The following is a 21,438-nucleotide window of genomic DNA, read 5'->3' as shown; positions in this document are numbered from 1 at the left end:
GACGAAGCACAACTTGCCTTCTCCGCGAAGCGGGGAAGGTGGCCCGGCGAAGCCGGGTCGGATGGGGTGAAGCGGGCAATGCGCCGATCGCAACCCGATTGCACAACCATCCTGCCAGCCTTCCGGGGTTTCGAGCTGCCCACCACCCCCCATCCGTCATTTCTTCGAAATGACACCTTCCCCACTGCGTGGAGAAGGCTTTCTGAAGCACTTCCGGAGCCCGACGCAGCGATCATGCCTCCCCTGTCCGACCCAAAGCAGCGCGAAGCCTATCTCTATGTCGCCCCGGCGGCATTGATGGTGGGTATCTTCCTGATCCTGCCGATGCTCTACACCACCCTGCTCGCCTTCACCGACTGGAACGGCATGACCGCGCCGACCTTCATCGGCCTCGCCAACTTCTTCAAGCTGGTGACGGATACCAATTTCACACGCCCCTTCGTCAACACGCTGAAATGGATGGTGCTGGGCGTGGTGCTGCCGGTCGGGCTCGGCTTCTTCTTCGCCTATGCCATTTCCGGGCTGAAGGGGGCGAAGCTGATGCAGATCTGCATCTACATTCCCGCCACCATCTCGGCCTCCGCTGCCGGCATCGTCTTCGGCTTCGTGCTGCGCGACCAGGGGGCCCTCAACATCCTCCTGGACACCATCGGCCTCGGGGCCCTCAAGGTGAATTGGCTCTATGTCCAGCCCTACAACACCTATGCGATGATCGGCGCCTATACCTGGCAGGCAACCGGGATCAATGTGATGATCTTCCTGGTCGGCCTGCAGAACCTGCCGAAGGAGCCAGTCGAGGCGGCCACGCTCGACGGCGCAGCCGGCTTCGTGCTCGCCACCAGGATCATCATCCCCATGCTGATGCCCTATGTGGTGATCGCCTCGCTGCTGGCGGTGATCAACTCCTTCAAGGTCTTCGACACCATCTGGGTGATGACCGGCGGCGGGCCGGCCCGCATGTCGGAGACCCTGGCGGTGACCATGTACAAGGAGGGTTTTGCCAATTTCAAGATGGGCTACGCCTCGGCCGTGGCCATGGTGATCTCGGCGCTCTCGCTGGTGTTTTCCTATCTCTATCTGCGCAACATGCTCGCACGGGAAAGCCAGGTATGAGCCGGCAGCGCGCGACCGCGGCGGAACCCCGCGACCTCAGGAAGACCGTGCTTTCGGGCGCCATGCTGGCGGTGACGCTGGTCTGGCTTTCGCCGATGGCCTTCCTTCTGATGAACACGCTCAAGACGGCCACCGACTATACCCGCGGCCCGCTCAAGCTGCCGACCAGCTTCAATCTCCTCGGCAACATCGCCAATGCCTGGGCGCAGGGTATCCAGGGGGGCTTCATCAACTCGCTGCTCTATGGGGCGGCAAGTTCCCTCACCGCCGTGCTGCTCGCCGCCTTCGCCGCCTATGGCATCGTCAGGCTGAAGCTGCCGCGGGGGCTCGCCTGGTTCCTGTTCATCTATTCGGGCACGATCTTCCCGCTGCAGATGTATCTGATCCCGCTGTTCAAGAGCTATATCGCCCTTGGACTCTACGACACCAAGCTCGGCCTGTTCGCCTTCTACACTGCGATCTGCATCCCCTTCGCCACTTTCGTGATGCGCGGCTTCTTCCTCACCGTGCCCTGGGACATCCAGGAGGCGGCCGAGATGGATGGCGCCTCGAGCTGGGAAGTGTTCTGGAAGATCATGATGCCGCTGGCCAAGGCGCCCTTCCTGATGCTCACTTTGGTGCAGTTCACCTGGGTGTGGAATGACCTGCTCTTCGGCATGATCCTGGTGCGCTCTCCCGACGCCCGCCCGGTCCAGGTCGCCTTGCTCGGCATGCAGAGCCTCTATGGCCAGGCCGACGCGCCGACCATCATCACCGCGACCCTGATCGTCTCGCTGCCGACCCTGATCCTGTTCCTCATGCTGCAGAAGCATTTCGTCCGCGGCCTCGCTCTATAGCGTTTTGCGATGCCGACCGAATCACCAAGAATCGCAAAGACGCGTTCGAACAAAGAGCCAGAGCAAAAGTGCGTTTTCGCTAAAACGCGCTTTGCTTCTGGGAACTGCGAATTGATGCGTCCTTTCTCCCTCTTCTCTTCCTGCAATCGGATAGTGCGATGAAGATCGTCGACCTCAAGGCCACCACCGTCGCCGTGCCGCTCGAAGCGCCGCTGCGCCATGCCGCCGGCGCGCATTGGGGCCGCTTCATCCGCACCATCGTGGAAGTCATTACCGACGAGGGGATCATCGGGCTCGGCGAGATGGGCGGAGGCGGTGAATCGGCCGAGGCCGCGGTGCGCGCCTTGCTGCCCTATCTCCAGGGGCATGATCCCCTGCAGCTCGAACAGCTGCGCTGGAAGATCATGAATCCTACAGCTTCGCTCTACAACAATCGCATGCAGCTCCATGCCGCCATCGAAATGGCCTGCATGGATGCCGCCGGCAAGAAGCTCGGCATCCGCGCCTGCGACCTGATCGGCGGGGCCATCCGCGAGACGATTCCTTTTGCCAGCTATCTGTTCTACCGCTACCCCCACGAGGCGAGCGGCCAGGGCGGCGAAACCAGCCCCGACGAGATCGTCGCCCATGCCCGCGTGCTCAAGGCCCGGCACGGCTTCACCAGCCACAAGCTGAAGGGCGGCGTCTTCCCGCCGGACCACGATATCGAGACGTTCCGGGCTCTCGGTGCCGCCTTCCCCGGCGACCGGCTGCGCCTCGATCCCAATGCCGCCTGGTCGGTGGAGGAAGCGGTCCGGGTGGGGCGCGCGATCGAGGATCTCAACAATGATTATTTCGAGGACCCGACCTGGGGCCTCGAAGGCATGCGCCGCTTGCGGAGCCTTGTCCGCATTCCCACCGCGACCAACACGGTGGTGGTGAATTTCGAGCAACTCGCCGCCAATCTGCGCCTGGAAGCGGTGGACGTCGTGCTGCTCGACACCACTTTCTGGGGTGGCCTGCGCCAGGCCCACAAGGCCGGCACCGTGCTGGAGACCTTCCAATACGGCGCTGCCGTGCACTCCTCAGGCGAACTCGGCATCCAGCTCGCCTCGATGCTGCATCTGGGCGCCGCGCTGCCAAACCTCTCCTTCGCCGCCGATGCGCATTACCACCATCTCACCGACGACATCATCGTCGGCGGCCCGCTGCGCTATGTTGGCGGCGCCATCGCCCTGCCGCAAGGGCCGGGCCTCGGCGTCGAGCTCGATCGCGACAAGCTCGCGCGCTATGCCGAGCATTACCGGGAGGTCGGCGGCTATGCCTATGACCGCGACCCCGGTCGCCCAGGCTGGTATGCGATGCTGCCCGAACAGCGCTTCGCCGATCCCCGGAAATAAAGCGTTTTCCAGAAAAGTTGATAGGCTTTTCGATTAAAAAACACGTCCATACAATGAGTTAGAAAGAAAGTGCGATTCAGAGAAATCGCACTTTGCTCCGGAGGCCCGTTCAGGCTGCCCGATAGCGTTCGGCTGCATGCTCCTGCCGGAAATTCGGCAGCATGGCACGGCGGGCAGCGTCGAAGGCCTCCCACTGCCCCGCATCCGGCAAGGGGGGAATGGTGACGGCTTCGCGCCTGTCGAAGCCGACCAGCGCGGCGTCGACCAATTCGCCGACCTCCATCACACCTTCCAGCGCGTTCACGTCGCGGCCGGAGCGTTCCCAGATCTCGGTGCGGGTCGCCGCCGGCAGCACGGCCTGGACATAGAGGCCGCGCGGGCCGAGTTCCACCTGCAAGGCCTGCGACAGGGTCAGCACGAAGGCCTTGGTCGCCGCATAGACGCCCAGGGAAAATTCCGGCGCCAGCGCCACCACCGAGGCGATATTGACGATGGCACCGGCGCCCGCGGCGAGGAAGCGAGGCGTCACCGCGCCGGCCAGTCGCGTCAGCGCCGTCACGTTGAGGCGAATGAGCCTGTCCAGCGCTTCCGGGTCCTGGTCGGCAAAGCCGCCATGGGCGGCCGCACCGGCATTGTTGACCAGGATGCCGATCCTCGCATCCTCGCGCAGGCGAGCCTCGACCCGCGCGAGATCCTCGGAGCTCGTGAGGTCCGCCTTCAGGACATCGACGGCAACGCCGTTCTCCTGGCGAAGGCGGCCGGCAAGCGCGGTCAGGCGCGCCTCGTCCCGTGCCACCAGCACGAGGTCATGGCCACGCCGGGCGAAGCGTTCGGCATAGGTCGCGCCAATGCCGGTCGAGGCACCGGTGATGAGAACCGCGGGAAGGGATTTGGTCATGGCATCTCTCCAAACTTATTCATGATGGTCATCATATATAATGCATTCATGATGGATATCATGTATAAAGTCAAGCGAGACAGGAGAGCCCGTCATGAAAGTCAGCCGCGAGCAGGTCGCCGAGCATCGCCACCGCATCCTGGATGCAGCCGCGCGTCTCTATCGGGAAAAGGGTCTGGAAGGGGTGAGCGTCGCGCAGATCATGGCCGCCGCCGGGCTCACCCATGGCGGCTTCTACGGTCACTTCAAGTCGAAGGAGGACCTGATCGCCCAGGCGCTCGCCCATGTGCTGTCCCAGTCCGAAGGTGCCAAAACCCCGGGCCGGACGATGGCCGACTATGCAACGGCCTATCTCAGCCGCAGGCACCGTGACGCACGTGCCGAGGGGTGCCCCTTTGCCGCGCTCGGCACCGAAGCCGTGCGCGGGTCACAGGATATCCGTGCCGTGCTGACCCGCTCCCTGCGCGAGCAGATCGAGGATTTCAGCGCGACCGCTCCCGGGGAAACGCCGCAGGAACGGCGCAACGCCGCGATCGCCGGCTGGGCCGCCATGGTCGGCGCCGTCATCCTGGCCCGCATCGCCGACGATCCTGCCCTATCCGACGAGATCCTGTCGGCGACGCTCCGGCACATGGCCGGTTCGTGACGAAGCCCGACTTTTCCTCGCCGGGCCGCCGGCGCTCATCCATACGGTCCGAGCCGCTCAGGCTCAAGCCCAGCCGAACAAGGTCGGTTCCGGCTTTGGCAAGGCGCCTTCGATCTCGAGCAGGCGGCGCTTGGTCGCCACGCCGCCATAGGCCGAAAAACCGCCGAACTTGCCGCCGGCCGCCATCACCCGATGGCAGGGCATCACGATGGTGAACGGGTTCTGCCCCATGGCCTGGCCGACATCGCGCGCCAGCAGGGGATCGCCCAATTGCTTGGCGATTTCGCCATAGGTCATGGTCGAGCCCGGGGGGATGGCCCGCGCCACGGCATAGACCCGGCGATTGAATTCCGGCACGGTGGTCATGTCGAGCTCGATGAAGCCGAGATCGGCGGCCTCCCCCGCCAGCAAGGCCCGGATCGCCGTGATGGCCTGGCGAACCGGCGCCGGCGGCTCGACCTCTGTCACCCCCGGAAGGGAGCGCAGCATGCGCGCCCGCAGGCCCGCCGGGCTATGGGAGGGCAGTTGCACGCTGACCAGGCCCCTCTCGCCCCAGGCCAGGGCGCAAGTGCCGATTTCGGTGTCGAACAAGGCAAAATGGGGGGAAGTCATCGCTTCGTCTCCCTGTGGTTGAACTTGCCGCGATATCACCGCAGAAAGCCCCGCGCTTCCACCCGATATCTATGGTCGGCAAGTATTATTCGCCAGTCGCGTGGCGTCATCTAAAACTCCACCAAAAAGGCCTTTACTTTACCGAACGGCATGGCCAGGCAGGCGTTTGCAAATTCAAACCGTTCCAAACAAGGGTTGAGCGCAAGGAAATCCGTTCATATCGGTGAAAAAAGCAGGATTTCCGTGCGTTTCCGGTGTACATGCGATGGCGATATCGAACCGGTCATGCGATAACGCGATCGGACGAATCATCGAAAGGATAACATCATGCCTGTCAGCACCAGCGATCTTGCCGACCGTATTGCCGCCGCTCATGGCCTGACTAAGACTGCCGCTAAGGCAGCTGTAGAGGACGTTCTGAAAGGGATCACCGAAGCGGCTGTCAAGGGTGAGGAAGTCTCCCTGAACGGCTTCGGTAAGTTCAAGGTGCAGGCCAAGCCCGCACGCGAAGGCCGCAACCCTTCCACCGGCGCCACCATCAAGATCGCCGCTTCCAAGAAGGTGGTCTTCCAGCCCGCCAAGGCGCTCAAGGATGCCGTGAACGGCTGATTTCGCGGGCCGCAAGCCCCGTTTCAAACACGGGACGGTGTCAGTGAGACACCGTCCCGTTTTATTTTGCGCGTAAGCTTCCCCCCTCAGCTAGGCGGCATTGCAAGGCCGCAGCCGTGCAGCACGATCTCGCCGATGGCGAGCGCTGCGGCCTCGAAATCCTTCTTGGTCAGCCGGCTGACTTCCATGGCATCGCAGGCCAGCACCTCGAAATCGGCGTAGAACTGCGTCGTGCTCCACAGCATGATGAAGAAATGCGGAATGGCGATCGGCGCCATCCTGCCGGCGGCGATCCAGCCTTCGATCACGGCGGCCTTGGCCCGGGTCGCCTGCTTGACATGGCCGCGGCCGGCCTTGTCGAGGAATTTCGCACCGCTGAGGATCTCGTTGGCGAACAGTTTCGACTGGGCCGCGAAGCGGCGCGAATAGTCGAGCTTGGCCCGGATATAGGCCATGATCGCCTCGGCCGGATCGCGCTCGGGCTGCAATTCCTCCAGCGCCGTATCCCAGCTGGCAAGCAGCCGGTCGATCAAGGCACGGTAGATATCCTCCTTGGCCGGGAAGTAATAATAGACATTCGCCTTGGGCAACCCCGAGTGCTCGGCGACCTCGGCGATCCGCGTGCCATCGAAACCCTTGCGGGCGAACAGGTCGATCGCGGCAGTCAGGATCGCGGCCTCGTTGCGCGCCCGGATGCGCTCCTCGCTGTCCGAGCCGTCCCTACGCGCCTTCTTTGCGCTGGTCGTCGCCACTTTCGCCTCCCGCACTGTGCAATGCGTCCCGTGCCCCGGACATGCCGGTATCGGGACCCGATGTCAAAACCTGACCGAAGCGTCAGATTTTTTCAACTCATAACTTGACGTTTTGGTCAGGTTTTGCCTATCCTTCTCGCAACGAGGGGAAAGCAGGACCATGCCGGCATCATTGCGTCACGTCATGGAGGAAGTGCTGGACGGCTGGCAGGCCGACCTGTCGCCCGCCTGGCGCGAAATCCTCGGTCCGGTCGAGCTGGGCTTCGCCGACATGGATGGCAATCTGGCGCTGGAGCCGTGGGAACCGGTGTTCCCGGTACGCAAGGGGCGCCTCTTTCCGGGCCAACCCAAGGGCGCGCATATGCTGCGGGCCTTCGACGGCCTCGAACCGGCCCAGGTGCGCTGCGTGGTGCTGGGCCAGGACCCCTATCCCAGTCCCGACTTTTCGACCGGCCGCGCCTTCGAGGCCGGCAATGTCGCGCAATGGCGCGAGCTCGAAAAGATGTTCTCGGTCAGCATCCGCACGGTGATGCAGATGATCGTCGCCGCCCGCACCGGCGAGGCGGGCTGGACCAGCAGCACCGCCGACTGGCCACGCCTGCGCGCCGCCATCGAGGCCGGCACCGTCGAGCTCGAGCCGGCCCATGCGGTGGCCGATCGCTGGGTAGCCAGCGGGGCCCTGCTGCTCAACGCCTCGCTGACCCTCAGCCGCTTCCAGGTCGGCATCGATCCGCATCAGAGCCGAGGTCATCTGCCGCTGTGGCGCCCCTTGATGATTGCCGCGCTGCGCCATCTCGCCGGCGCAGGCCGGCCCATGGTCTTCCTCGGCTTCGGCGAGGCCGCGGCGCAGACCCTGCAGGCCGCCGGCATTCCGGAAGGCCCCGATTGCATCCTGCGCGAGCACCCCGCCCGGGGCGACGCGGTGCTCGGCCTGCCCAATCCCTTCATTCTCGGCAATGAGCGGCTCAAGGCGCTCGGCGCCGCTCCCATCGATTGGTGAAGCCATGTCTCGTGACGCCGAGTACGACTATGTGATCATCGGCGCCGGTTCAGCGGGATGCGTCGTCGCCAACCGCCTGTCGGCGGATCCCGGCAATCGCGTATTGCTGCTCGAAGCGGGTGGACGCGACCGCAATCCGCTGTTCCGCCTGCCCATGCTGATGGGCAAGCTCTTCAATTCCGGCCTCTACAACTGGAACTACCGCACCGAACCGGAGCCCCATCTCAACGACCGCACGCTCTACTGGCCGCGCGGCAAGGCACTCGGCGGCACCTCCACCATCAACGGCATGATCTATGTGCGCGGCAACGCCCATGACTATGATCGCTGGGCGCAGATGGGCCTGCCGGGCTGGTCCTATGACGAGGTGCTGCCCGCCTTTCGCCGCTCCGAGGCCCATGTCGAACGCAATGGTGCCTTCCACGGCACGGATGGCGCCCTCACCGTCTGCCGCGCCCGCGGCCGCAACGGGTTGTTCGATGTCTTCATCGAGGCGGGCGTGCAGGCGGGCTATCCCCGCAACGACGATTTCAACGGTGCCGAACAGGAAGGGTTCGGACGCTATGATTTCACTATCCGCAAGGGCAAGCGCTGGTCGACATCCCATGCTTTCCTGCGTCCCGTCCTGGATCGCCCGAACCTGACGGTGGAGGTGAACGCGCTCAGTCAGCGTATCCTCGTGGAGAACGGCCGCGCCATTGGCGTTCAGTTCACCCAGGCCGGCCATGCACGCAACGTGCGCGTCCGGCGTGAGGTCATCCTGTGCGGCGGCGCCGTCAACTCGCCCCAACTCCTGATGCTTTCCGGCATCGGCCCGGCTGATGAGCTGGCTAAGCATGGCATCGCCGTACTTAATGATCTGCCGGGCGTGGGGCGAAACTTGCAGGACCATGTCGATTGCTGCCTGAGCTATGAATGCAAGCAGCCGGTGACGCTCTATGGCGATTTGCGCGCCGACAAGCTGGTCGCCTCGGTCGCACAGGGCATGGTGCTGGGCACCGGCATCACCACCACCTTTCCCTATGAGGCCGGCGCCTTCATGAAGTCGCGGCCCGACCTGGTGGCGCCCGACATCCAGGCCCACTTCATGCCGGCGCTGGAGAAGACCGCCAATCTCCATTGGCCCAATCCCTTCCGCAAGCAGGCAGTGGAGGCCAATCACGGCTTCACCATCCGCGTCGGCCCGGTCAATCCGGAGAGCCGGGGCACCATCACGCTGCGCTCCGCCGATCCGGCGGCGGCGCCCTTGATCCGCGCCAACTACCTCGCCACCGAATTCGACCGCAAGACCATGATATCGGCCATCCGCATGATGCGCGAGGTCATCGCCCAGCCGGCCTTCGATGCCTATCGCGGCAAGGAATTGGCGCCGGGCCCCGGCGTGCTCGGCGACGACGAGCTGCTGGCCTGGCTGCGTGCCTCCGCCCTGACCACGCTGCATCCGGTCGGCACCTGCAAGATGGGCAATGACGCCGAAGCCGTGGTCGATGCCGAACTCAAGGTCCACGGCGTGGCGGGGCTGCGGGTCGCCGACGCCTCGATCATGCCGATCATCTCCAGCGGCAACACCAATGCGCCGACCATCATGATCGGAGAGCGGGCCGCCGATTTCATCCTCAACGCCAAATCCTGAGCCGGAAAAAGCCGCCATGATCGTCGAACAGCGCACCTACAGTTTCAAGCCCGGCCAACTCGACCGCTGGCTCAGGAAATACGAGACCGAGGGCTTGCCTATCCAGAAGAAGCATCTGGGCACTTTCATGGGCCTGTGGATCAGCGAAATCGGCCCGCTGCACCAGATCGTGATGATGTGGGCCTATCAGGGCCTCGGCGACCGCGAGACGCGCCGCGCCGCCATGGCGGCCGACCCGGCCTGGACCAAGTTCATCGACGAAGTCTGGGCCCTCGACGCCATGATCTCGCAGGAGGTCAAGATGCTCAAGCCGACCGCGATCTGCCCGCCCTTGCCGGCGGCCTGACCATCCGGGGCGCACAAGCGTTCCGGCAAACAACAAGAACCAAGCCATCCAGATCAAGAAAAGGGAACTCACAGATGACCAAGACTCCCTCCGGTGCCGGCCTGTTCCGGTATTCGGCATCGCGCCGCCAATTCCTCATCGGTACCGCCGGCGCGGCGGCATTTGGCTTGCTGTCGGGCCAGGCCCGGGCCGCCGAAGGCCTGGTGGCGCTGGTGCATACCCAGGCTGCCGGCGACAACGGCCCGGTGGACGGCATGATCGCCTCGCTCAAGAAGCTGGCCGGCGAAAAGGGCTTTGCCACCCGCATCATCTATGCGCAGGACGCGGCGACCTATGAATCGATCTTCCGCAGCCTCGGCGATGCCGGCGCCAGCGTGGTGGTCTCGACCTTCAACGAGGTCGCCGAGCCCTTCAAGGCGGTGGCGCCCGAATATCCCAACACCAAATTCGTGCAGCTCTACGCCGACCCGTTCGAGCCCGCGATCCCCAATGTGGTGACGGTGGCCTATGACTATTATCTGGGCTGCTACCTCTCCGGCCTGTTCGGCAGCCGCATCTCCAAGACGGGTGCGATCGGCTATATCGGCGGCGCCAGCATTCCCGGCCAGATCGCCGATCTCAACGCCCTCAAGGCAGCCGCGGCGGTGATCGGCCCCAATATCAAGTTCACCGGCGCTTTCGCCGGTTCGTTCCAGGACCCCGCCAAGGGCCACGAGATCGCCAATCAGCTGTTCCAGTCCGGCGTCGACTATATCCAGACAGACTCGGCCGCCACCGACACCGGCATCATCCAGGCCGCCACCGAGGCGCCCGGCCGCCTGGTCAGCGCCATCTCCCGGGAGCAGTACAAGCTCGGCCCCAAGGCGGTCGCCGCCATCGTCAAACTCGATTTCGGCCTGTCGCTCTATCAGGAAGTCAGCAAGGCCCTGGCCGAGGGCTGGAAGGGGCATCATGTCGCCACCGGCATCGACACCGGCGTGATCGACTTCGAGCTTTCGGACACCTTCCTCAAGGAAGGCCCGGCCGATCTCGTCGCCAAGGCCAAGGAGATCTGGCCCGACATCGAGAAGGCGAAGAAGGAGATCATCGCCGGGACGCTGAAGGTACCGCTCGACACCAAGCTGTAGAGCGCGAAGCCTGCCTGGCTACAGTCGTGGTTACACTTGCGATGACATTTTCTCCGTCATTGCGAGCGCAGCGAAGCAATCCAGTCTTGGTAAAACGCGTCGCACGTGGCTCCTGGATTGCTTCGCTGCGCTCGCAATGACGCCAACCCACGGTCTCCGCCAAATCACGACTGTAGCGATAGCCCATCAACCGACAGGACGCAGCCCCATGGCCCTTGCATCCGGGAAGTCACCCATGCCCCAGCCCGCCCTCGCCTGCGGCGATGTCAGCGTCCTCTTCGGCGAGGTCGCGGCTCTCAGCCAGGTGAACCTGGGGTTCGAGGCGGGCCGCATCCATGCCGTGGTCGGGCAGAACGGCGCCGGCAAGACCACCTTCGCCCGCGTCTGCGCCGGCATCGTCAGGCCCTCCTCCGGGCAATTGTTGATCGGGGGACAGCCCGTGCCGCTCGGCAAGGTCAATGCCGCCCGTGCCGCCGGGGTCGAGCTCGTGCATCAGAGCTTTGCCCTGCCGCCCTCCTTCACCGTGGCCGAAGCCATGGAATTCGGGGCGCAGGGCCGCGGCGCGCTGTTCTCCGCCAAGGCGCTGAGGACGCGCTGGGCCGCCCATCTCGAAGGCCTCGGCGTCGAGGTCGATCCGCGCGCCCGCATCCGCGACCTGCCGGTGGAAACCCGCCAGGCCGTCGAGATCGCCCGCGCCTTGGTGACCGATGCCCGCATCCTGATCCTGGACGAACCCACCGCCGTACTGTCGCCCTCGGGCATCGATACCTTGTTCGAGCGCCTGCGCGGCCTGCGCGAACGCGGCGTCACCATCATCCTGATCCTGCACAAGATCCGCGAGGTGCTCGGCATCGCCGAGACCGTCAGCGTCCTGCGCGGCGGGCGCCTGATCGAGGCCTGCGTGCCCGTCGGCGAGATCGATGCCGCCCGCCTCGCCAATTCGATCATCGGCACCGCCGCCGGCCTCGACAAGGCGGACAAGGCTGCCCTCGTCGGCGACGCCGCCGCGCCCGCTCCCCATGCCGCCTCGAGGCCCGGTACGGCGCCCATCCTCGAGATGAAGGCCGTCACCACCCGCCCCGATGGCGAAGGGCGCCCGCTCGACCAGGCCAGCCTCACCATCCGCACCGGCGAGATCGTCGGCATCGCCGGTGTCGAGGGCAATGGCCAGCAGACGCTGGTCCGCGCCCTCGCCGGGCTCGTCGGCCTGGAGCGTGGCTCGATCGCGCTCGACGGACGAGACGTCACCAGGCGCCCTCTGCTGGAGCGTCGTGCCGCCGGCCTGCGCATCATTCCCTTCGACCGCAACAGCGAGGGCCTGAGCCTGACCAGTTCCCTGTGGGAGAACTGGTCCGCCCGCAGCCTGCTGCTCGGGCGCATCCTCTCCTTCGTGGCGCCGGCCCGGCTGCGCAAGGCCTGCCAGGTCAGCCTGCAGGGCTGGGATGTGCGCTTCGCCACCACCACCCAGCCGGCTGGCTCCCTCTCGGGGGGCAATGCCCAGAAGGTCATCCTCGCTCGCGAGATCGACGAGACCGCGCGGCTTGTGATTGCGGCCCAGCCCACCCGCGGCCTCGACATCGGCGCCACCGCCTTCGTCTGGCGGGCGCTGAGGGCCAGCCGCGACCAGGGTTGCGGCGTCCTCTTGATCTCCTCTGATCTCGACGAGCTCTTCGATATCGCCGACCGCGTGGTGGTGATGTTTTCCGGCCGCATCGTCGCCGAATTCACCGCCCCCTTCGAGATCGCGGCGGTGGGCCAGGCCATGGTCGGCGACGTCAGCCTGGAGCAGGCCGCATGACCTCCCGCCTCCTCGCCATCCTGCGCGCCGTCAGTTTCGTCGCCTTGGCCCTCGGCCTGTGCGGCATCGCGTTCGAATTTGCCGGCTATTCGGCCCCGGAGATGTTCCGCAGCATCGCCGACGGCGCCTTTACCTCCCCCAACGCCCTGATGAAGAGCCTGCGCTGGGCCCTGCCGCTGGCGATCACCGCCGCCGGCGTGCTGGTCTGCTTTCGCTGCGGCTATTTCAACGTCGGCGCGCAGGGCCAGTTCTACCTCGGCGCCATCGGAGCTGCGACCGCCGTCGAATTGCTCAACGGGGCACCCACATTGGTGGTGGTGCCATCGGCCATGCTGGCCGGCATGCTGGCGGGCGCCCTGTGGGCGGCCTGGCCCGGCTTCCTCAGGCTGCGCTACGGCACCGATGAGGTGATCACCACGCTGATGGGCAATTTCATGGCCGGCCTGCTCCTGGTGTATGTCACCTCCGGCCCGCTGAAGGATCCCTCCGGCACCGGACAGGTCACGGCAAGCCGGCCCGTCGCCTCAGCCTACCGCATCGCCACCTCGGCCGGTGTCTCGCCCACCATGATCGCGCTGTCCGTGCTGGTTCTGGTGCTGGTCTGGCTCCTGGTGAACCGCACCGCTTATGGCGTGCTCTCGAGCCTTGCTGGCCGCAATGCGGTGATGATCGCGTGGCAGGGCGCCCGGCTCTCCCGCCTTGGGCTGTCGGCCTTCCTGATCAGCGGCGCGCTGGCGGGCCTCGCCGGCTCGATCGAGCTGCTCGGTCCCAATGGCCGCTTGGTCAGCGGCTTCCTGCCCGGCCATGGCTTCACCGCGATCCTGATCGCCCTCGTCGCGGGGCTCTCCGTGGCCGGTGCGGCCATCGTCTCGCTGTTCTTTGGCGGCCTTGCCGCCGCCAGCCTCTATCTGCCGGTGATCGCCGGCCTGCCGGCCGCCGCCATCGACGTGATCAACGCCGCCATCGCCCTGTTCATCACGGCGCGCACCTGGCTGCTGCCCGGCTTCATCAAGCGGCGCCTGCCGGCGCGGAGGACCCAGCCATGAGCGACATCCTCATTGCCATCCTGCGCTCGGGCACGCCGCTGATCTATGTGGCCATGGCCGGCATGCTGGCCCAGCGCGCCGGCATCTGGAATCTCGGCCTGGAAGGACTGATGATCGCGGGCGCCTGCGCCGCCGCCGTCGGCACCGCCAAATCCGGCTCGGTCGCCTTTGGCCTCGGCCTTGCGATCGTGGTCTGCGTGCTCGGCTCGATGCTGCTGTGGTTCGTGGTCGAGAAGTTGCGCGCCCATCCCATCATCGCCGGCCTCGGCCTCACCGGCCTCGGGCTCGGCGGCACGGATCTCGCCGTCCAGGCCATCTATGGCAGCCAGGCTTCGGTGATGGCCGGCCGGGGACTGCCCCGGCTCGGCGAGGCCTTCGGCCCCTTCGGGGTGCTCTCCGTGCTGGTGATCGCCATGCCCTTCGTGGTGCTGGCGCTCTGGGTCATCGTGCGGCGCACCCGCTTCGGCCTGCAATTGACGGCCTGCGGCGAACATCCCTTCGCCGCCCGCAGCGTGGGCGTGGCGCCGGCCCGCATGCGCCTGATCGCCCTGATGGGCGGTGGCGTGCTCTGCGCCCTCGGTGGTGCCGAACTGGCGCTCGGCACGCTCCAGCTCTTCAGCATCAACATGACGGCCGGCCGCGGCTTCATGGGCTTTGCCTCGGTGATCTTCGGCGGCGGACATCCCATCGGCTCGGCCCTGGCCGCGCTGTTCTTTTCCGTCGTCGATGCTCTCGGCATCCGGGCCCAGCTCGTCTTCGGCGACAAGGTGCCCCGCGATCTCCTGCTCGCGCTGCCTTATCTCGCCACCGTGCTGGGCGTGTGGGTCAGCGGGCAGTTGCGCGGCGGCGTCAAGGCGGCCGCGACAGGCGGCGAATTACGGGATTATTGACATGACGGCCTTTGCCCAACGCCATGCGATCAGCGATGTCTGCATCCTCACCGCGGACATCGAACGCTCGATCGCCTTCTATACCGGCAAGCTCGGCTTCACCCTGAAGCATCGCGCCCCCGGCTTCGCCGATTTCAACAGCGCCGGGCTAACGCTGGCGCTGTGGGAGATCGGCCATATCAGCCAGCATGCCGGCCTGTCGGCCGAGCGCGGCACCGGCCATCACAATGTGCTGATCGCCGTGCTGATGCCCTCGCCCACCGAACTCGACGCCTGCCATGCCGAACTCGTCGCGAAGGGCGTGAGCTTCCAAAGGCCACCGGCCGACTATGCCTGGAACGCGCGCTGCTGCTATTTCTCCGGCCCGGACGGCGAGGTCTGGGAACTTTATGCCTGGCTCGACGGCGGCGCACCGGGGAAACTGGCATGAGCAGGGTCCTGATCCGCAACGCCACCATCCTTGCCATGGGCGGCGAGCATGGCAGCACGCCCTTCGGGGGCGACATCCTGGTCGAGGGCAATTGCATCGCCGCCATCGGCCCTGATCTCGGCGACCACCCCGGCGCGACCGAGATCGACGCGCGCGGCCGGCTGGTGATGCCGGGCCTCGTCAACGCCCACACTCATTCCGGCGAAACCTTCTTTCGGGGGCGTTATGAACGCCTGCCGCTGGAACTGTGGCTGCTCTATGCCTATCCGCTGCTGATGGGCCCGCTGCTGCCGCCGCGCCTGCTCTATCTGCGCACGCTGCTGCTCGCGATGGAATCGCTGAAGGGCGGCGTCACCCTGCTGTGCGACGATTTCTTCGACCCGCCCCGTCACGATCTCGACCGGCTCGGCACCGTGTTCCGTGCCTATGAGGATGCCGGCATCCGCGCCAATGTCTCCAGCGCGGTGATGAATATCCACCCGCTGGATGCCGTCGCCTATGGCCGGCAGATCATGCCGGCAGACCTGCAGGCGAGACTCGATTTCGGCCCGCCGATTACCGCGTCCGCCTATGTCGACTATTGCCGCTCCGCTCTGGCGGCTTTCCAGGACAGGGCCGGGCGGCTGCGCTTCATGATCGCGCCTTCCGCGCCCCAGCGCTGCACGCCCGAGCTGATGCTGGCCTGCGACGAACTGGCCCGGCAATGGCATGTGCCGTTCCATACCCATATCCTGGAGACCAAGACCCAGGCGGTGACCGGCCAGCTCTTTCACGGCAAGAGCCTGATCCGCTATCTGCACGATCTCGACCTGCTGCACTCAGGCATCACCATCGCCCACTCCGTCTGGGTCGATGAGGACGATATCGCCCTGATGGGCGCGGCGGGCTGCTCCGTCGCCCATAATGCCGTCTCCAACCTGAAGCTCGGCGCCGGCATCGCACCGTTGCGGCGCCTCATCGATGCCGGCGTCAGTATCGGCCTCGGCACCGACGGCGTCTCATCCAACGACACCGCCCGCATCTTCGACGTGATGCGCACGGCCGCGCTGGTGCAGAGCGCCACCGGTCCGGATCATGAGCGCTGGGTCTCGGCTACGGAAATCCTCAAGGCCGCCACCTCGGGCGGCGCGCGCACGGCTCTCCTGGGCGAACTCACCGGCTCGCTCGAAATCGGCAAGCGCGCCGACCTGATCATGCTCCGGCTCGACAGCCTGGCCTTCACGCCGCTCAACGACATCGTCAGGCAACTCGTCCATGCCGAGAACGGTGCTTCGATCGAACGCGTGATGGTCGAGGGCGAGATCGTGGTGGAACAGGGCCGCCTGACCCGCATCGACGAGGAGGCCGTCCTGGCCGAAATTCGCGAAGCCATGCCGGCCCTCCTGGCTGACCATGCCGAGATCGAGGCCCGTAACAGCATCTTTCATCCCTATTTCAATGAGATCCATCGCCGCGCCACGGCCGAGGAGATCGGCATGGACCGATACATCGCATCACGCGGGTGAGTGCGCCGCGCATGCCTGGGTTCGCCCTCAGGCGGCAACCTGACCTGACCGCCGCCCCGTCTCGACCAGGCCGGCCCAGCGCCCCGGCGTCAGCCCATAGGCCTTCTTGAAATGGCGGGTGAGGTGGCTCTGGTCGGCAAAGCCAGTGGCGGCCGCGACCTCGGCGAGTGGCTCGCCCGCCACGATCAGGGCACGGGCCTGCCCTAGGCGCCGCATCAGCAGGAAGCGGTGCGGGCTGGTGGCGAAGGCCGCCCGGAAATGCCGCGACAGGGCGTAGCGATCAAGACCCGCGATCTCCTCCAGCTCTTCGGAACGCACAGCCTCAAGGGCGTGAGCCTCGAGATAATCGCGGACCCGGTCGACCTGCCGCCAGGCCAGGCTGCCGAGGGGCTTGAGCGGCTGGCCGGCATGGCGGGCGAGCCCTTGGGCCAGGCGAGCGATGAGATCGTCGGCGGCGAGCTGTTCCAGCCCGCGATCGAGCGGGCCGAGCAAAGCGAGAATGTCCTGGCGCAGCGCCGGATCGCTGAACACGGGCTGGCGCAGGAAAGGCAACGACACCGCGCCGTCGCCGAGACCCCGCATCAAGAGTGAGGGCTCCAGATAGAGGATGCGGTAATGCAGCCCTTCCTCGGTGCCCGCACCACCGTCATGCAGTTCGTCGGGATGCAGCACCAGCACCTGTCCCGGCAGGCTGGCGCGCGAGACGCCGCGATAACGGAAGCTCTGGACGCCGTCGAGGGTGACGCCGACGGCATAGGTGTCGTGACGATGCAGCTCGAAGGCATTGCCCTGGAACCAGGCTTCCATGCGCTCGATGCCGGGCAGCGGCGGCGCGGTGCGGATGCCATTGCCGCACGAACGTTCAAGACCCTGGAAGGCCTGGCGCCCTAAGGCTGGCGCGGTTCCGCTCGAAGACTCCGGCTCGAAAGTCGTCATTCATGTTCGATACCAAGTTTGCCATCGTGTTGCGAGACGATCTTGCCTCCTGGCAGGCGCTCAACGTCACGGCCTTCCTCACCAGCGGCATCGTCGCCCAGGCACCCGACATGATCGGCGAGCCCTATCGCGACCGTGCCGGACGCTTCTACAATGCCCTGTCGGTGCAGCCGGCCATCGTGCTGGCCGCCGATGCGGAAACGATGAGCGTCATCCATCGCCGCTCGCTCGATCGGAGCGTCAGGACGTCACTCTATATCGAAGAGATGTTCCAGACCGGCCACGACGCCGCCAATCGCGCCGTCTTCGCCGATTTCGCTGCCGGAGATGCCAAGGTGGTAGGCATCGCGCTCAGAGCCGACCGGAAGGTCGTCGACAAGATCGTCAAGGGTGCAAAAATGCACCCTTGAGACCTGCAAGGCCAGATCGCGGAGCCGCTGGCATCGAGGCCTGATACGCTCAGGCCTTCACATCGGCCACCGAACCGCCGGTCACGCGCACCAGATCGGCCGGTGTCGTGCGGAAGGCGTGCGTGGGGGAACCTGCCGCGGCCCAGACCGGATCGAGGGCCAGCAGATCCTCGTCGATCAGGATGAGAGCCGGTGCCAGATGCCCGACCGGCGCGACGCCGCCCACCGCAAAACCGGTGGTGGCCTCGACCCAGGCCGGATCGGCCCGCTCGATCTTGCGGCCGAGGGCAGCACCGACCTTGGCGCGATCGATGCGGTTGACGCCGGACGCGACCACCAGGATCGGCGTCTCGCCGGAGCGGAAGATGATCGACTTGGCGATCTGCGCCACACTGCACCCCACCGAAGCAGCGGCCTCGGCGGCGGTATGGGTGCCCTCGGCGAACATGGCGATGGTATCGGGATGCCCGGCCCGCAGCAGGGCCTGCCGGACCCGGTCAATGGCTTGCGTCATGAAATCGTCCTCATCCGAAAGCCCGGCAAGTTAGGGCAGGCAGGCAAAGGTGCCAATGGCAAAGCGTGTTTCCCGGGTGCGCGGGCATCTTGCCCGCTCTTGGAAACGCAGTGATTTGACGGGCAAGATGCCCGCGCACCCAGGAAGAAAACCTCACACCATGCCGTAGCAGAAGCGCGGGATCAGGCCGTTCTCGCGCGCCTCGCGCTCCAGGCCCTCGCGGAAGTCGGGATGAGCGAGGCCGATCAGGGCCTTGGCCCGCTCGGCCACCGAGCGCCCTTTGAGATTGACCATGCCGTATTCGGTGACGACATACATCACGTCGGTGCGCGGCGTGGTGACCACATTGCCCGGCGTCAGATTGAGCACGATCCGGCTGCGGCGATCGCCCCGCTTGTCGAAGGTCGAGGACATGCACAGGAACGACTTGCCGCCCTTGGAGGCATAGGCACCGCGCACGAACTGGAGCTGGCCGCCGGTGCCGCTGATATGACGATGGCCGTCGCTCTCGGAGGCCGCCTGGCCCTGCAGGTCCATCTGCGTGGTGTTGTTGATCGAGACGACATTGTCGTTCTTGGCGATGTTGTGCGGCAGATTGGTGTAGTCGACCGGATAGGACTTGAAATGCGGGTTGCGGTTGATCGCCTCATATTGGCGGCGTGAGCCGGCCGCGAAGGTGAAGGCGGCGCAGCCGCGATCGATGGTCTTGCGCGCGCCGGTGACCAGGCCGGCATCGTAGAGCGAGACGATGCCGTCGGTCATCATCTCGGTATGGATGCCGAGATCCTGGATGCCGCTGTCCTTGAGGATGGTGCAGACCGCATTGGGCATGCCGCCAATGCCGATCTGCAGGCAGGCGCCGTCGTCGATTTCCTCGACGATACGGGCCGCCACCGCCCGGTCGATCTCGCTCGGCTCGGGATTGCCGATCTCCGGCGCCTTCTGGCCGTCGCCCTCGATGATATGGTCGACCGCGCTGACGTGAACGCGATTGCCCTCGCCATAGACGGAAGGCGTGTCCTCGTTGACCTCGACGATGATCAGGCGAGCTCGCTCGAGGATGGCCTCGACATAGGTGGCGCCGCCGCCGAAGTTGAAATAGCCCTCCGCATCCATCGGCGCCGTCTTGATCACGACAATGTCCACGGGATCGATGAAGCGGCGATAGAAGTCCGGCGCCTCACCGAAATTGAACGGAATGTAGTTGCAGCGCCCGGCATCGTGCTGCTTGCGGTCATAGCCGGAGAAATGCCAGTTGAACCAGCCGAAATGCTCGCCGTTGGGGTCGCATTCCTGGGTGGCGCGCGCGCGCATCGTCAGGCAGTGGCGGATCTTGACGTCATGGAGTTCGTCGCGTCGGGCGGCGAGGGCCACCTCGAAGGCATCGGGCTGAGTCAGCCCGAATCCGTAGTCGAGCCACATGCCCGGCTTGACCCGTGCCGCCGCCTCGGCCGCCGTGATCTTCGTCGCCTGTTTGCCCCGAAGCCCAATGGTCATGGCGCTTCCTCCCAGTCGTGACGGCGCTTCGCGCCCTTTGCGTCAGCTTCCCTGACGACCACAGCCCTGTCAACCAAAGGGGATGGTCGGACATGGGTTTCCGGAAGCCGGGGCATTCCGTCCCTATGAGCTGAACCTGCGAGGAAGGACGCAACGCGGGGCCCCTCTCCCCGTAAGAACGAGGCGAGGGGACACAAATGTCGCGCATGCCGGTCGGGCTCGCCATCTCGTTTGCCCCTTCATCTAACCAAGCCTCCCCCAACGAATGACCATTGCGCCCGCTGAGAATCTCATCTATACCCCAATTGAAATGAATATCACATAGTGAAATTTATTTCAATATTAAGCGACAACACCGGGAAACAGCCCGGCGAACACCATCGGGAGGTGAGGATGCCCATCAGGAAATGGCTCATCGGACTGGCTGCGAGCGCGGCCTTTGTCTCCGGCGCGAGCGCGCAGGCAGACAGCAAGTTCCGCTGCAAGGAAGGCGAGACCTATGTGATGAACGTCATGGTCTCGGGTGTGGAATATTGGTTCCCCGTCTATGAGGCCTTCAAGCAGGCCGCCCAGTCGATGGGTTGCAAGACGGCCTATACCGGCACGCCGGAATATGACGTCACCAAGCAGATCGCGAGCTTCGACCAGGCCCTGGCCAAGAAACCGGCAGGCATCCTCGTCCACCCGATGAATTCGGATCCCTTCATCGAGCCGATCAATCGCGCCGTCGACTCCGGCGTTTCGGTGGTGACCTTCGCGGCCGACTCGCCCAATTCCAAGCGCGCCTCCTATGTCACGTCCGACAACAACCGGGAGGGCAGCGCCGCCGCCGACATGGTCGCCAAGGCGCTGGACGGCAAGGGCGACTATGCCGTCCTGGAAAATCCCGGCCAGGACAACCACGACAAGCGCGTCGCCGCCTTCATCGCCCGCATGGGCGAGAAATATCCCGGCATGAAGCTGGTCGGCCGCGCCGCCACCAACCAGGACCCGACCAAGGCCTATCAGGCGGTGCAGTCCCTCGCCCAGGCCAATCCCAATCTCGCCGCTTTGTTTATGCCCGAGGCCAATTCGGCGCTCGGCGCAGCCCAGGCCTCCCAGGAACTCGGCGGCAAGATCAAGGTGATGACCGCCGACGTGAACGCCAAGATCCTCGACATGATCAAGGCCGGCCAGGTCTTCGGTTCGGTCAATCCCAACCAAGGCATCCAGGGCTATATGGGCTTCATGCTGTTGTTCATGGCCCAGCATCCCGACCTGATCGACCCGATGAACGACTGGAAGCGCGCCGGCTACAACCCGATGGGCGTCCCCTTCGTCGACAATGGCTTTGCCGTGGTCAGCAAGGACAATGCCGACGACTTCTACTGGGACGCCTACCTCAAGCGTCGCGGCACCAAGGGCATCGAGGAATAATCGGGGGACGGGTCTTCGGACCCGCCTTTAAGCGCAGTGTTCCCA

At 65.3% G+C, this 21,438-nt stretch carries 22 protein-coding genes; 16 read left to right on the top strand and 6 right to left on the bottom strand.

Translation table 11 applies throughout. The features are described from left to right. Window positions 1-234: 234 nt before the first annotated feature. The 3 genes from U1R88_RS13625 (at window position 235) to U1R88_RS13615 (ending at window position 3,328) form a co-directional block, all read left to right on the top strand. A complete protein-coding gene (locus tag U1R88_RS13625; protein ID WP_322431704.1) occupies window positions 235-1,113 on the top strand; it encodes a carbohydrate ABC transporter permease in 879 nt (292 codons plus the stop codon). Continuing rightward, a complete protein-coding gene (locus U1R88_RS13620; RefSeq protein WP_322431703.1) occupies window positions 1,110-1,949 on the top strand; it encodes a carbohydrate ABC transporter permease in 840 nt (279 codons plus the stop codon). The genes U1R88_RS13625 and U1R88_RS13620 overlap by 4 nt, the downstream gene beginning before the upstream one ends. Window positions 1,950-2,107: 158 nt before the next feature. After that, window positions 2,108-3,328 carry an enolase C-terminal domain-like protein gene (locus tag U1R88_RS13615; RefSeq protein ID WP_322431702.1) on the top strand — a complete coding sequence of 407 codons (1,221 nt, stop codon included), beginning with the start codon at window positions 2,108-2,110 and terminating at the stop codon, window positions 3,326-3,328. Between the two features lie 109 nt (window positions 3,329-3,437). On the opposite strand, the gene U1R88_RS13610 is transcribed toward U1R88_RS13615, so the two are convergent. Continuing rightward, window positions 3,438-4,226, bottom strand: coding sequence for an SDR family NAD(P)-dependent oxidoreductase (locus U1R88_RS13610; RefSeq protein WP_322431701.1), 789 nt, complete (start codon window positions 4,224-4,226; stop codon window positions 3,438-3,440). Window positions 4,227-4,320: 94 nt separating this feature from the next. Between U1R88_RS13610 and U1R88_RS13605 the strand changes: the two genes are divergently transcribed. After that, window positions 4,321-4,872, top strand: a complete 552-nt coding sequence (locus U1R88_RS13605) for a TetR/AcrR family transcriptional regulator (protein ID WP_322431700.1) — start codon at window positions 4,321-4,323, stop codon at window positions 4,870-4,872. 63 nt (window positions 4,873-4,935) lie between these two features. Here the strand turns inward: U1R88_RS13605 and U1R88_RS13600 are convergent, their stop codons facing one another. Then, window positions 4,936-5,484 (bottom strand): methylated-DNA--[protein]-cysteine S-methyltransferase, encoded by a 549-nt coding sequence (locus tag U1R88_RS13600; RefSeq protein ID WP_322431699.1) that lies wholly within the window; start codon window positions 5,482-5,484, stop codon window positions 4,936-4,938. A 327-nt stretch (window positions 5,485-5,811) separates the two neighbouring features. On the opposite strand from U1R88_RS13600, the gene U1R88_RS13595 reads away from it, so the two are divergent. After that, window positions 5,812-6,093, top strand: a complete 282-nt coding sequence (locus U1R88_RS13595; RefSeq protein ID WP_068297566.1) for an HU family DNA-binding protein — start codon at window positions 5,812-5,814, stop codon at window positions 6,091-6,093. Window positions 6,094-6,179: 86 nt separating this feature from the next. On the opposite strand, the gene U1R88_RS13590 is transcribed toward U1R88_RS13595, so the two are convergent. Continuing rightward, the gene (locus U1R88_RS13590; protein ID WP_322431698.1) at window positions 6,180-6,845 is read right to left on the bottom strand and encodes a TetR family transcriptional regulator C-terminal domain-containing protein; all 666 of its coding nucleotides are present in this window, start codon (window positions 6,843-6,845) and stop codon (window positions 6,180-6,182) included. Window positions 6,846-7,005: 160 nt separating this feature from the next. On the opposite strand from U1R88_RS13590, the gene U1R88_RS13585 reads away from it, so the two are divergent. From U1R88_RS13585 to U1R88_RS13545, 9 genes are all read left to right on the top strand, one after another. Beyond that, entirely contained in the window at window positions 7,006-7,845 is an 840-nt protein-coding gene (locus U1R88_RS13585; protein WP_322431697.1) for a uracil-DNA glycosylase family protein, read from the top strand. A gap of 4 nt (window positions 7,846-7,849) precedes the next feature. After that, window positions 7,850-9,478 (top strand): GMC family oxidoreductase, encoded by a 1,629-nt coding sequence (locus tag U1R88_RS13580; protein ID WP_322431696.1) that lies wholly within the window; start codon window positions 7,850-7,852, stop codon window positions 9,476-9,478. A gap of 16 nt (window positions 9,479-9,494) precedes the next feature. Beyond that, complete coding sequence (locus U1R88_RS13575; RefSeq protein ID WP_322431695.1) at window positions 9,495-9,824, top strand: NIPSNAP family protein; 330 nt, start codon at window positions 9,495-9,497, stop codon at window positions 9,822-9,824. 74 nt (window positions 9,825-9,898) lie between these two features. After that, complete coding sequence (locus U1R88_RS13570; protein WP_322431694.1) at window positions 9,899-10,951, top strand: BMP family ABC transporter substrate-binding protein; 1,053 nt, start codon at window positions 9,899-9,901, stop codon at window positions 10,949-10,951. A gap of 235 nt (window positions 10,952-11,186) precedes the next feature. After that, window positions 11,187-12,749 carry an ABC transporter ATP-binding protein gene (locus U1R88_RS13565; RefSeq protein ID WP_322431693.1) on the top strand — a complete coding sequence of 521 codons (1,563 nt, stop codon included), beginning with the start codon at window positions 11,187-11,189 and terminating at the stop codon, window positions 12,747-12,749. Then, window positions 12,746-13,795 carry an ABC transporter permease gene (locus U1R88_RS13560; protein ID WP_322431692.1) on the top strand — a complete coding sequence of 350 codons (1,050 nt, stop codon included), beginning with the start codon at window positions 12,746-12,748 and terminating at the stop codon, window positions 13,793-13,795. Before U1R88_RS13565 ends, U1R88_RS13560 begins: the two co-directional genes overlap by 4 nt. Further along, the gene (locus tag U1R88_RS13555; RefSeq protein WP_322431691.1) at window positions 13,792-14,685 is read left to right on the top strand and encodes an ABC transporter permease; all 894 of its coding nucleotides are present in this window, start codon (window positions 13,792-13,794) and stop codon (window positions 14,683-14,685) included. The genes U1R88_RS13560 and U1R88_RS13555 overlap by 4 nt, the downstream gene beginning before the upstream one ends. 1 nt (window position 14,686) lies before the next feature. Beyond that, window positions 14,687-15,115 carry a VOC family protein gene (locus U1R88_RS13550; protein WP_322431690.1) on the top strand — a complete coding sequence of 143 codons (429 nt, stop codon included), beginning with the start codon at window positions 14,687-14,689 and terminating at the stop codon, window positions 15,113-15,115. Beyond that, entirely contained in the window at window positions 15,112-16,620 is a 1,509-nt protein-coding gene (locus tag U1R88_RS13545; protein ID WP_322431689.1) for an amidohydrolase, read from the top strand. Before U1R88_RS13550 ends, U1R88_RS13545 begins: the two co-directional genes overlap by 4 nt. Window positions 16,621-16,647: 27 nt before the next feature. Here the strand turns inward: U1R88_RS13545 and U1R88_RS13540 are convergent, their stop codons facing one another. After that, entirely contained in the window at window positions 16,648-17,556 is a 909-nt protein-coding gene (locus tag U1R88_RS13540; protein ID WP_322431688.1) for a helix-turn-helix domain-containing protein, read from the bottom strand. A gap of 2 nt (window positions 17,557-17,558) precedes the next feature. Here U1R88_RS13540 and U1R88_RS13535 point away from each other — a divergent pair, with 2 nt between their 5' ends. After that, complete coding sequence (locus tag U1R88_RS13535) at window positions 17,559-17,966, top strand: DUF2000 family protein (protein WP_322431687.1); 408 nt, start codon at window positions 17,559-17,561, stop codon at window positions 17,964-17,966. A gap of 49 nt (window positions 17,967-18,015) precedes the next feature. Here the strand turns inward: U1R88_RS13535 and U1R88_RS13530 are convergent, their stop codons facing one another. Together U1R88_RS13530 and U1R88_RS13525 are read right to left on the bottom strand one after the other, a co-directional pair. Then, window positions 18,016-18,480, bottom strand: coding sequence for a YbaK/EbsC family protein (locus U1R88_RS13530; protein ID WP_322431686.1), 465 nt, complete (start codon window positions 18,478-18,480; stop codon window positions 18,016-18,018). A 153-nt stretch (window positions 18,481-18,633) separates the two neighbouring features. After that, window positions 18,634-19,977, bottom strand: a complete 1,344-nt coding sequence (locus U1R88_RS13525) for an acetyl-CoA hydrolase/transferase family protein (RefSeq protein WP_322431685.1) — start codon at window positions 19,975-19,977, stop codon at window positions 18,634-18,636. 504 nt (window positions 19,978-20,481) lie between these two features. Here U1R88_RS13525 and U1R88_RS13520 point away from each other — a divergent pair. Then, window positions 20,482-21,393: a substrate-binding domain-containing protein gene (locus tag U1R88_RS13520; RefSeq protein ID WP_425545434.1), complete on the top strand. Its 912-nt coding sequence runs from the start codon at window positions 20,482-20,484 to the stop codon at window positions 21,391-21,393. The last annotated feature ends 45 nt before the right edge of the window (window positions 21,394-21,438 follow it).

It is taken from the genome of Labrys sedimenti, assembly GCF_034424805.1.
In the GTDB taxonomy this organism is placed as follows: domain Bacteria; phylum Pseudomonadota; class Alphaproteobacteria; order Rhizobiales; family Labraceae; genus Labrys; species Labrys sedimenti.
The sequence above is the reverse complement of the archived record's forward strand: the minus strand, read 5'-3'. Positions and strand labels throughout refer to the sequence as shown.

Bases quoted from the DNA above. Each gene is read 5' to 3' on its own strand.
- U1R88_RS13575 (WP_322431695.1), top strand. From the start codon at position 9,495: ATGATCGTCGAACAGCGCACCTACAGTTTCAAGCCCGGCCAACTCGAC.
- U1R88_RS13605 (WP_322431700.1), top strand. From the start codon at position 4,321: ATGAAAGTCAGCCGCGAGCAGGTCGCCGAGCATCGCCACCGCATCCTG.
- U1R88_RS13620 (WP_322431703.1), top strand. From the start codon at position 1,110: ATGAGCCGGCAGCGCGCGACCGCGGCGGAACCCCGCGACCTCAGGAAG.
- U1R88_RS13585 (WP_322431697.1), top strand. From the start codon at position 7,006: ATGCCGGCATCATTGCGTCACGTCATGGAGGAAGTGCTGGACGGCTGG.
- U1R88_RS13535 (WP_322431687.1), top strand. From the start codon at position 17,559: ATGTTCGATACCAAGTTTGCCATCGTGTTGCGAGACGATCTTGCCTCC.
- U1R88_RS13610 (WP_322431701.1), bottom strand. From the start codon at position 4,226: ATGACCAAATCCCTTCCCGCGGTTCTCATCACCGGTGCCTCGACCGGC.
- U1R88_RS13525 (WP_322431685.1), bottom strand. From the start codon at position 19,977: ATGACCATTGGGCTTCGGGGCAAACAGGCGACGAAGATCACGGCGGCC.
- U1R88_RS13530 (WP_322431686.1), bottom strand. From the start codon at position 18,480: ATGACGCAAGCCATTGACCGGGTCCGGCAGGCCCTGCTGCGGGCCGGG.
- U1R88_RS13545 (WP_322431689.1), top strand. From the start codon at position 15,112: ATGAGCAGGGTCCTGATCCGCAACGCCACCATCCTTGCCATGGGCGGC.
- U1R88_RS13560 (WP_322431692.1), top strand. From the start codon at position 12,746: ATGACCTCCCGCCTCCTCGCCATCCTGCGCGCCGTCAGTTTCGTCGCC.
- U1R88_RS13550 (WP_322431690.1), top strand. From the start codon at position 14,687: ATGACGGCCTTTGCCCAACGCCATGCGATCAGCGATGTCTGCATCCTC.
- U1R88_RS13555 (WP_322431691.1), top strand. From the start codon at position 13,792: ATGAGCGACATCCTCATTGCCATCCTGCGCTCGGGCACGCCGCTGATC.
- U1R88_RS13565 (WP_322431693.1), top strand. From the start codon at position 11,187: ATGCCCCAGCCCGCCCTCGCCTGCGGCGATGTCAGCGTCCTCTTCGGC.
- U1R88_RS13625 (WP_322431704.1), top strand. From the start codon at position 235: ATGCCTCCCCTGTCCGACCCAAAGCAGCGCGAAGCCTATCTCTATGTC.
- U1R88_RS13580 (WP_322431696.1), top strand. From the start codon at position 7,850: ATGTCTCGTGACGCCGAGTACGACTATGTGATCATCGGCGCCGGTTCA.
- U1R88_RS13570 (WP_322431694.1), top strand. From the start codon at position 9,899: ATGACCAAGACTCCCTCCGGTGCCGGCCTGTTCCGGTATTCGGCATCG.
- U1R88_RS13595 (WP_068297566.1), top strand. From the start codon at position 5,812: ATGCCTGTCAGCACCAGCGATCTTGCCGACCGTATTGCCGCCGCTCAT.
- U1R88_RS13540 (WP_322431688.1), bottom strand. From the start codon at position 17,556: ATGACGACTTTCGAGCCGGAGTCTTCGAGCGGAACCGCGCCAGCCTTA.
- U1R88_RS13615 (WP_322431702.1), top strand. From the start codon at position 2,108: ATGAAGATCGTCGACCTCAAGGCCACCACCGTCGCCGTGCCGCTCGAA.
- U1R88_RS13600 (WP_322431699.1), bottom strand. From the start codon at position 5,484: ATGACTTCCCCCCATTTTGCCTTGTTCGACACCGAAATCGGCACTTGC.
- U1R88_RS13520 (WP_425545434.1), top strand. From the start codon at position 20,482: ATGAACGTCATGGTCTCGGGTGTGGAATATTGGTTCCCCGTCTATGAG.